Annotated in this window: 5 protein-coding genes; all 5 read right to left on the reverse strand. The window is 60.3% G+C overall.

Features of this window, described 5'->3' with window-relative positions; translation table 11 throughout:
- Positions 1-4 precede the first annotated feature (4 nt).
- Complete coding sequence (locus WJT74_RS05915) at positions 5-3,022, reverse strand: site-specific DNA-methyltransferase (RefSeq protein ID WP_343347985.1); 3,018 nt, start codon at positions 3,020-3,022, stop codon at positions 5-7.
- Positions 3,022-4,041 carry a hypothetical protein gene (locus tag WJT74_RS05920; protein WP_343347988.1) on the reverse strand — a complete coding sequence of 340 codons (1,020 nt, stop codon included), beginning with the start codon at positions 4,039-4,041 and terminating at the stop codon, positions 3,022-3,024. The genes WJT74_RS05915 and WJT74_RS05920 overlap by 1 nt, the downstream gene beginning before the upstream one ends.
- Entirely contained in the window at positions 4,038-7,046 is a 3,009-nt protein-coding gene (locus WJT74_RS05925; protein WP_432215235.1) for a BPTD_3080 family restriction endonuclease, read from the reverse strand. The genes WJT74_RS05920 and WJT74_RS05925 overlap by 4 nt, the downstream gene beginning before the upstream one ends.
- A 64-nt stretch (positions 7,047-7,110) precedes the next feature.
- Positions 7,111-7,767, reverse strand: a complete 657-nt coding sequence (locus WJT74_RS05930; protein WP_343347990.1) for a uracil-DNA glycosylase family protein — start codon at positions 7,765-7,767, stop codon at positions 7,111-7,113.
- A 74-nt stretch (positions 7,768-7,841) separates the two neighbouring features.
- Positions 7,842-9,851: an ATP-binding protein gene (locus tag WJT74_RS05935; RefSeq protein ID WP_343347993.1), complete on the reverse strand. Its 2,010-nt coding sequence runs from the start codon at positions 9,849-9,851 to the stop codon at positions 7,842-7,844.
- Positions 9,852-9,930 lie beyond the last annotated feature (79 nt).

Here is a 9,930-nt window from a genome sequence, read left to right on the forward strand (position 1 = left end):
CCCTCTAAACCTCCAGCACCTTCATCACCTCGTCGCCGAGATGGTTGACCACCTTCACCGCGACCCGCCCGTCGCTCGGCCGCTCGAACGGCCGTGACCGCGTCCGGTTGAGGCTTTCCCACGCTTCCTGGTCGATCTCGGCCTTCAGCGTGGTCTTCAGCGCCTTGTACGGATCGTTCGCGCCCGGGAAGTAGGCGTGGCGCACGAAGAAGCTCTCGTAATTGTAGTCCGTGTCGATGAACCACACCGCGATGTCGTCCGCGTCGCCGCTCTCGATTTGGCCGCCCTTGTACATATCGACGCCCATCACCTCGATGCTGACCATGCCCTCGCCCTCGTCGTGCACGGCGATGTCGGGCTCGCCGAACACGGTGAATAGGTTGCCTGCACCGGTGTTGGCGAGGTCGGGCATGTGGAGGTCGGGGTTGATGCGCGCCTGCAGCACGGTGAGCGGACCCATCTTGGTGAGCTCGCCCGCATGCGCGTCGAAGTTGAACGCGGCAGCGATGAGAATGTCGAACCCGGCGTCGCAGGCTTCCTTCGCCGCGGCCACCAGCGCGGGGCGCGACACGGTCCCATATTCGGGTCCGACGAAGATGGCGGCACGGCGCGTCGGCCGGTCGCCCGAATTGGGAAATTTCCCAACTTCCTCCTCGCCGTCGCTCTCCGCCTCGTCGAGCGATCGCTGCACGACCGTGCCCTCGGCGACCACGAATTCGCCCGGCCACAGCTTCATCGTCTCGAAGACGAGCTTGTCGGCCTTGGCGCGCTGCTGCACGCCCGAGCGCTTGAGATTGTCGAGCACCATCTCGGCAAAGTCGGCGCGTTCGCCGCTTTCGCCTTTCTTGGCCCTGCCCTCGGCCGCCTCGATCTCGTCGAAAAGGCTGTCGTCCACGTCCACGGCGGGGACGCGGTGGGGGCTGAGGCTTTCGACCGTGAACGGGCCGGCCACGCGGACGCGGCTCTTGTCCTCGTAAGGCTGGTCGTAGAGATATTCGGTGTCCGCCTTGGCGGCGATGCTGGCATCGATTTCCTGCTGACGTTCGATGCGCAGCTTCCACCATTCGGCGTGAAGCTTCTCGCACTCCGGGTCGTTCCAGGGATCGACCGGATGTTCGGGCAGCGTGTCGAGAGTGTAGTCGCGGCCCAGATCCTCATTCAGCTTGCCGAGCCACTTTATGCGAACGGCATCTGAGCCGGGACCGCGCGCCTTCTCCAGCGCCTTCGCGGCATCGTCAGGCCACGGCGCGCCGGGTTCGCGCGGCATGGTCCATTCCTCGAAGCGCGGCCGGTCGGGGTCGGAGCCGTCGCGGCCGCGCATCGCGTTGATCTCGGCGCGCAGGGGTTCGAGCTTTTCCTGATACTCCTCCCAGATCGTGTCGATCTCGGCATTGTTGGCGATACTTTTGAGTGTGATGTGCGGCACGCGCTTGTAGACGAAGCCCTGGCGGATGCGGCCCTGTGTCGGCGTGTCGCGCGGCGGGGTGCGGGTGATCTCGCCTTCCTTCACCTGCCCCTCGCGGCTGTCGGCGAGCAGATACCAGGGATAGCGTGCGCCCATGATCCGCGCCCGGGCGAGCGCGAGCGCGACCCGGCTCGTGTCGATCGTGATCCACCGCCGCCCCCACTGCTCGGCGACATAGGCGGTGCTGCCCGAGCCGCAGGTCGGATCGATCACTAGGTCACCGGGATCGGTTGTCATCAGGATGCAGCGTTCGATTGCGAGGTGAGCAGTCTGAACGACGTAGACTTTCTCGCCACCGAATTGGTTTTGACCGACAGTATCCGTCCACACATTAGCAATGGGAAAAACAGGATTGTCTTGAAGTCTACGAAGCTGACCGAGTCCCTTTCCTGCTTGGACGACGCGACCCGCGAGCATCAAGCGGGCCATACCCTGTTCAGTCGTGCCCCACCATCTCGGCTCCGATCGATATTTCTTTCCTCGAAAATTAATGTCGTAGCGCGAGCCGGGGCCAGGTTTTGTAAGGTCGCCCACTCCAGCAAGTTCGCCGTCGGTGATATTCTGAGGATCGTTACGTTCGTCACGAGTGGCTGCTCGGATCACTCCATCTGAAGCTAGAACTTTGGTCAATCCGGTAGCGCCCTGTTCCGGCGTTTTATTCAACATTAGCTGGCGATATTTGATGCGGTCTTTCTCTTTCGCATACCAAACGATGTAATCATTAGCAGTAGGAAGGAGGTTAGCGCCAAACCCGGAATTCTTGTTGAAGCTGATTAAACTGACGAAGTTCTCGTCCCCAAATACCTCGTCCATTAGCGCTCGGACCCGGTGGACGTTCTCATCCGAGATCTGGACGAAAACGCTGCCGCTCTCGGTCAGCAGGTCGCGCGCGACAGTCAGGCGGTCGCGCAGATAGGTGAGGTAGGAGTGGATGCCGTCCGCCCAAGTGTCGCGGAAGGCTTTCACCTGCTCAGGCTCGCGCGTCAGGTGATCGGCCTTGCCGTCCTTCACATCGCGCGATGTGGTGGACCACTGGAAGTTAGAGTTGAACTTGATGCCATAGGGCGGGTCGATATAGATGCACTGCACCTGGCCCTTGAGCCCCTCGCGCTCCGCCAGCGATGCCATCACCTTCAGTCCATCGCCCAGGATCATGCGGTTCGACCAGTGCTGGTCATGCGCGTAGAACTCGGTCCGCGCCTCCGGATCGACGCCATTGAAATCGGCGAAGAGATCGCCGAACAGCCCGGCCTCGTCGTCTGCTTCGTCGCGCTGGCTGGCGCGCTTCAGGTCTTCGATCAGCGCCTTGGGATGAATCTTCTCCTGGATATAGAGCGGCGGCGCCTCGACCACGAGGTCCGACCAGTCCGCCACATCCTTCCCCCGCCACACCAGCTGCGGATCGAGATCGCGATTGCGCCGCTCGTAAGCGACCTCGATCGGCCGCTTGACCTCGGCATCGACGAAGGTCTCGAGCTCCGCCGTCGGCGCGTTCTTGCGGGTTGCCTCGTCGTGCGTGAGGGTTTCGACGGTGAGGGGTTTCTTGGGCTTGGGCATTATTTGCGGTCCTGCGGCGCGCATTTGTGCGTGATTTCGAGTTCCTCGATCAATCGGCGATGATCCTCCTTCAGTGGGTCTTCCGTCACTAGTGCGACCTCGATTAGCTTGCCCTTCAAACTAGGCATTGCTTCAGAAACCGCCCGATATTTCACGCATTGAAATATCCCGCGATAATGTTCGGGATCCCCGCAAAACCGCGGTTTGACCTCAACAAGCCATAGCGTGTCAGCAGTTTCCAAGAGCACGTCGGCGACGTCTGCAGAGTCCAATCGAAATTCTGGCTCCGCTTCAATGCAATGCGGTTCGCCGGTCACAAATTCGGGGTTATTTTTGACCCACTCCTTGAGGTTGCGATGCGCATCGCTTTCGCCGCGTGGGTCGTAACCGTACGGCTTTCCGCCGGAATCGATCTTCAGCTTTGAATGATTAGGCGTGGCAAGTTTGTCCGGGTCGTCAGCCCACGAGGCGGCTTCAGAAATCGATACTTGTTTCTGCAGCCAATCGAGCATTTTGCGACGCGACAGCTTTTTGTCTTCGGAATCTTTGGCGTTGCCTCCGTTAACGTAATAGATGCCGGTCGATCCAATTCGATGTCCCACTGGGAGCTGGAATTTCTCTCGCTCATCCAATGGGATCAAAGCGGCGTGTTCGCTCACCAAGCTGAATTTGTATCGGTCGGCTCCTTTAATTGTGGGGAACGACGGATCGCCGTCATATTCCTTCCGCACCTCATATGGCACGATACTCGCACCTTCATACCAACCGACAAGTCGTAGCCTCGATCTATCGTCCGGCTTCGACACGAGAAAGACCGTCCATTTTTGGTCCGTCTTGTTCGCCAGAGATTCTGTACTGCGGAGATAGGCGTAGTAGCGCCCCTCGTGTGGTTTAAAGTTGAAAGCCTCAACCCCGGTGCCGTGATCGCGCACATAGCCATGGCTGCTCTTGACCGGTGTGCCGCCATAATCTTCCGACCAGCCGATATTCGCGATGATCACATTCTCCCACATGCTCATGCCCCCACTCCATCCATCCAGTCCTGGATCACCCGCTCGAATTCGCTCTGCATCGTCCATTTCTCGGTGAATTCGGCGAAGGCCCAGCGGCCCATCGTGCCGAGCGTATTCACCCCCGGCACCCAATAGGTGCGCATCGTGTCGGCCTTGTCCTTCGCATCCTCGTTGCGGAAGCCCTTGATCTCGACGACCACATGTAGCGGATCGTCCGGGCCTTGGCCGTCGTCGACCTTCAGGATGAAGTCGGGCCGATAGCGGCGCGCCTCGCCGCCGGCGCGATAGGGCACCTCGAAGCCGAGGTTGTGGTTCTTCACCCAGGCGAGCACGCGCGGATGTGCATCGGCGACGCGGCAGAACTCCAGCTCCCAGTCGCTGTCCGCGATCGCATAGTTGACGTGGCACTTGGGGCCCGTCTGGTAGCGGTCCTGACTGGTGTTGAAGCCGACATGCCGGGTCGAGCCCTCGCGATTGTAGGGGTCGAGCATGGCGATGACGCGATTGCCGCCCTCCTCGCCGCGGTGGATCGCCTTCTTGATGCGTTCCGCCACCCGGTCGGCGATGTCGTAGTAGAGCAATTGCGCAGGCTGCGTGTCGCCCTTCAGCACCAGATGGTCGGCCATCCAACGACGGACGATCTTGCGCATCTCCATGACAAGCGAGGGGTTCGCGATCTCGCCGTCTTCGGTGAAGTGGCGCTGGACGAGACGGTTCGCGAGCTTGAAGACGATTTCGGTCTGCCGCTTCATCGAGAGATGGTCGAGATTGAAGTCCGCCGTCTCGCCGATGATCCCCGAGTTCACCGTCTTGGTCGCGCCCGCCAGTTCGGGTGTCAGTTCGAGCGTGGAATCATCGTTGAATTCTGCGCTCAGCGTGTCGCGCGGCAGTTCGGTGCGATAGCCCTCGACCCGCGGGAAACGGATCTCGACGTCGTCGCGCTCGGGGCTGATCGCCTCGACGCGCACCATCGGCGGCGGCGGGGTGATGTTCGCCTGGACGGGCTGAGCGGTGAAGTCGAACGGGATGCCGAAGATGTCGGCATATTCGACCGCGAACTTGCCCTCCGCATCGGCTTGGTACGACACGCGGCGCAGCGCTCGCCCGATGACCTGCTCGCAGAGGAGCTGTGTCCCGAACGCGCGGACACCAAGGACGTGGGTGACCGTATTCGCGTCCCACCCCTCGGTGAGCATCGAAACGGAAACCACGCAGCGAATGTTGGCACCCAGTTGCCCCGGGCGCCCGACGGTATTCATCACCTCGCGCAGGATCGCCGTGTCATCGATCTTCTCGGCCGCGGCTCGGTCGCCGGTGCGCTGGACGAACTCCTCCTTAAATCGTTCAATCTCACTCTGTGCGGCGTTCTTGAACTCCGCACTGATCGCCTCGCCGCTGTCGATCTGCTGACTGTCGATCAGAAGCGTGCGCATCAACGGAAGCTCCGTATCGTCCGGTGCGTAGTTTCGGAAAAGCTCGCACTTCCCTCGCTGGAGCGTCCGGTTCCCGTTTTTGTCCTCGACCTCGTAGCCCGCGATGTAATCGTGGACGAGCTTACTAGTCGCCGTGTTGTTGCAGACGACGATAAAGACGGGTTCGACGTTGAGGCCGGCGGCTTTCCAAGCATCGAAGGTCTTCACGTAATGGCCGTAGAGCGCGTCGATCGCAGACAGCAGCTCGTTGGGCAGCTTCTGAGGATCATCGAAGCCCGACTTGCCGCGCCCCTTCTTCGGGAGCTTCTTGCCAATATGCTCCCACAGGTCGCGAAACATCGGCATGTCGCCATGCTCGACGTTGTCGACGATCGGCACGCGCGGCAGCTTCACGATGCCGCACTCGATGGCGTCCATCAGGCTGAAGTCGCTCATGACCCAGCCGAACAGCGATCCCTCGCGGTAGCCCGAGCCTTTCAGGAAAAATGGCGTGGCCGACAGATCGTAGACCATGTTGATCCCGAGCGTGCGTTTGACCGCCTCGAGACCGCTGATCCACAGCCGCGCCGCCTCGTTGTTCTCCTTCGCTTCGGCCTTCTCGTCGCCCTTGAGGGTCTTCTCCTCCTCCGCCGTCAGCGGGCGCTCGCGGTAGCAGTGGTGTGCCTCGTCGTTCAGCACGACGACGTTTTTCATACCCAGCAGCGGTCCTGCCACACGCCGCAGCATCGCACCGTCGCTCTCGGGCTTCGTGACCGTATTCAGCGCCGCCTGCTGGACCTTGTTGAGGCTGACCTCGTCCTTCTTCTTGAACGAGTGATAGTTCGTGATGACGATCTTCGCCTGCCCCAGGTCGCGGAGCATGTCCTCGGGCACGAGTTGGCGGTGCGCGTAATAGCTTTCGGGGTCATTCGGTTGCAGCACCCGCAGCCGATCCTTGATGGTGATCCCCGGCGCGACGATGAGGAAGCCCTTGCTGAACTTCTTGGCGTTCGGATGGCGTACCGCGTTCAATGTGTGCCATGCGATCAACATCGCCATCACCGTCGTTTTCCCCGCCCCGGTCGCCAGCTTGAGCGCCATCCGCATGAGGGCCGGATTGGAAGCGGCATTAGCGGCTTCTAGGTGCGTCCAGAACCTACGGCCCTGCGCAGAAGTCTTAGGGGCAACCTCGGTTAGCCAGATAACCGTTTCGACCGCCTCGATCTGGCAGAAGAAAGGGGGAAGAGGCATTTCGCCGGACCGCCAATGCCGAAGCAGCCGGGCGGTAGTGGGCGTTACATGCCACTGGCTTTCCGACAATGTCCTCCAACTGGCGACAGCCGACCGAATTCCGTTGATGACTTCGGTCGGATTATATTCCTGACCGCCCTCACCGAGAAGAAAATCGCCCTGTTCCGCCGAAGCATTCCTGCCTCGGCGGGTCCTCGCCTTGGGAATAGGCGTCGTGAGGTCGCTTTTTCGTCGGCCGGGCTCGATAATTCCAGTCGGCTGACCACCCTCGCCGAGATGCCAATGCCGGTCCGGCAGCGCATAGGGTGAGTTGAGGATCGGCGATTGAAAGAACTCTTCACTACTCATTCGAATACTGCCCCCCAACTTCGGCGTGGAAGATAACCCGCTTTTCGATGACGACGCAAACGATCTAGCGCTTCATCGACGCGAACGACGCTGCTTCCTTAAATAGTTTTTCGACGTCTTCGCTCTGGCCATTATCGCGGCCGAAGATGCCGTATCGACTGGGATGGGGCATGGCGAGGATGCGCTTGCCGTCCGGACTGTCGTAGACATCGATGCTGGCATTGCCCCAGCCCGTCGACATTCGAGCGACCCATTTCGCTTCCATGAGCTCTGCAAGATACTGCGCGGGCATCTTCCCCATCGTGATGAAGAGCTGCGCCGGGGAAATGCCCAGCACCCAAGTCCAAAGCTTGCGCGCCGTCTCGATCGCCGCTTCGCGATTTTCGAGCTTATCCCATGTCGGCGAACGGAATGGCACGAATTGCGCGCAGAGCACGTCGTCCTCGGCCAAACCGAGGAGCTCATGCCAGCGATGAATCTGCTTCTGGAGCGGGTTGTACGTATCTCTCGCGCCCCACCTTTCCGAGAAATAGGTATTCTTCTCGCTGTCCCAGTGTCGGCCATATTGAGAGGGATCGCCGCCGCCACCGGGGTTCAGCCCGACAATGGCGACCTTTGCCGACCGAAGTGCTTCCTCGGGCGTCCCCATGAACGACCAGCCAAGCTTATGGCCTTGATCCTCATAAGCCTTTTCGATGACGTCCTTTGAAAATTCTTTCACTTTCTATCCCCTTTATTCTTGTCATTCGTGATCGAGTGGAATCATGCCGTAAAGCGTGCGCGCCGGACACTAGATCAATTGGAAAGCCGCTGTGCCGCTTCTTTGGCTAGCCATCCTGCGATGACGTCAGGGTCGCGTTCGCCAAGAAGCGCTGCTCGCCTTCGGACCACATCGAAATCTCCCGGCGTCAGCGACGCCGCAAAATGGCCGGTAGTGGGAAGGGGTTCGCCAGTCATGCGCCTGAACAGCGTAGCGCTCTGATCGACATTGAGGCTGTCAAACGAGACACGCAGCGCGAAGCGCCGCTGGCTGGCCGGGTCGAGCATGGTCGCAAGATTGGTGGTGGCGACGAACGGGTGCTCAAGATCCTCCATCTGCCGGAGCAGCTCGTTGGTCTGCGAGCGTTCCCAGCTACGATGCGCAGCCCTTCGATCGGCGAGGAAATCGTCGGCCTCGTCGATGAGCAGCAAACTTCTCGATCGCCTCGCCTCCGCGAACGCATCGGCGATGGCCTGCTCGGTACCACCGACATAGCAGTCGAGGAGATCTGACCCGCGCTTTTCGATGAGGTCGAGCCCCAATCGTCGCGCGAGGAAGCGGGCGTAGGCGCTCTTGCCGGTGCCCGAAGGTCCGGAAAGCAGCATGCTCCACCCCCGCGTCGATGAGTGCACCAGCCGGTCGCAGAGCGAACGGAGGTCGATGTCCGCGTTGGAGAGGTCAGGGTCAAAATCGAACAACTGTTCACGATATCGCGGGCGGCGGCCGGTCGTCGCCAACATCATCTCCTCACCGGCGAGGATGGCGTCTTTTGCATTACCGCCAATGCGCGAGGCCGTCTTCATGGCGCCAGCGACGATCGCCGGCGTGACGTCGAGTTGCGCAAGTTGCGCAGCCTCGTCTTTATGCAGTGGGATGCCCTCTGAGCGGCTGACCTGAAGGGCAATCCGCTCTCGCTTCGAGCGCGAAGGCTTGTCGAATCGAATAGCCAGGGCCATGCGACGAATGATCGACTCCTCGATGGCACGGGTCTCGTTCATGATCCATATGAGTGGCACCTGCGGGCGATCGACAAGGTTATTGAGCCACATCTTGGATCGTTTCGCAGGAAACCCGCCGCCCAAGATCAGGACGTCATCGGCCTCATCGAAGATCAGCAGATGATCGTTCGATCCTCCGGTGATCGCTTGCAGCGTTCTGAGCTCCTGCAATCGATCCCTACGGTCCGGCTCCTCTCCATTGGCGTCGGTCTCGCCCACAAGGATCGGACGTCGACCCACGTCTTTCGCAATCAGTTTCGCGAACTCGGTCTTTCCCGTGCCGGGCGGTCCGTAAAAAAGCAGCGATGCGGGAGCGCCGCTGGCGACGATGCGCCGCACGAGCGAGGCAACATCGCCGAGGTGATCGAAATCGGAAAAATCCAAATTTGTCGGATCGACCTCAGGCAAGAGCAGGCGTTTAAGATCAGTTTTCCGCGAGATCCCGGATCGGGCGACGCGGATCAGAAGATCCGACGTGCGGATTTCTCCATCGCCATACTTACCGATCAAGCCAGCTTGCACCAACTTCGATGATGACGCCACGCAGCGTTCGAACTCGGTCGCAGACAGCCCGACCAAAGGTGAGATCGCTGCAAAATCTGCGGAACTCTGACGCCCGGATTTTCCGAGTGCTTCGAGCAGCTCCTCCCAGCGTTGATCGATGGCTGAACGCGCTAGGACAAGCGCGATACGTGTGGAGGCCTCATCTGCGCCGACCATTTGGCACAGCGCCGTAATTCCCAATTTCAGTGGGCTTTTACGCAATGGTCGTCGCGGCGCCGGGCGAGCAAATCGTTTAGCAATTGCTGGCCGATCATTGGGCGCAATGGCATCCAGATCGAAGTGGGGTGCATCCGGGTCGGAAAGGTGAGAAGCATAAACCCGCAGCAGTTCTTCGGCCGACTTCCGCAGGCGCGTTTCTGAAAGGTGTCGAACGGCCGTCACCCACGCGTTTCGAAACGCCTCGAACTCGAGGTCAACTTCGTTCGGCGCGGCCTCTCCGGGAATGCGGTCGGCTACTGTTGATTGGAAATTCTCGGTCTGCATTCAAACGGAATACAATGGTCATACGACATATTCGGTCGGATCAATTGAAACCGTCGGGTGCCTGCAAAGAGAAATCGTT

It is taken from the genome of Sphingomicrobium sp. XHP0239 (assembly GCF_039555325.1).
Lineage (GTDB): Bacteria > Pseudomonadota > Alphaproteobacteria > Sphingomonadales > Sphingomonadaceae > Sphingomicrobium > Sphingomicrobium maritimum.